General features: G+C 21.8%; 1 protein-coding gene. It reads right to left on the bottom strand.

What is annotated here, in order from left to right:
* Positions 1–210 precede the first annotated feature (210 nt).
* On the bottom strand, positions 211–403 hold a 193-nt coding region (locus GNY06_RS13595; RefSeq protein WP_212995069.1), incomplete at its 5' end, for a hypothetical protein.

The following is a 403-nucleotide window of genomic DNA, read 5'->3' as shown; positions in this document are numbered from 1 at the left end:
CATGAGTATGTTTTTTTTAGATTCAAAAGTACGTTTGTATTTTTATATTTTTTCATCATATCATCATTATGGATAAATATCCTTGGTATTTCAAAATCAACTTACTGAGTAAGTTTTAAATAATTTTATTTTTTAAGAAATCGAAATAAATTTCTCTTTCTTACTTTGTGTTTTCTACTATTTTAAATGAATAATATCTATTCCAATTTTTCACTTAAATACCTTATTTAAAGAAGGCTGAATGCAGCTAGCAAAAAGTAATCCAAAAAAACATATTCTAAATATAAAATCACACATATCAATAAAATCAATTAACTTATAGCCTAAAAAGCTTATTATTTCACTTGATCTTATTTTCTTTACCCCTGAATTATAATTTATATTATAGAGAATCTTGCAATTT

Source organism: Elizabethkingia argenteiflava, assembly GCF_009904105.1.
Lineage (GTDB): Bacteria > Bacteroidota > Bacteroidia > Flavobacteriales > Weeksellaceae > Elizabethkingia > Elizabethkingia argenteiflava.
The sequence above is the reverse complement of the archived record's forward strand: the minus strand, read 5'-3'. Positions and strand labels throughout refer to the sequence as shown.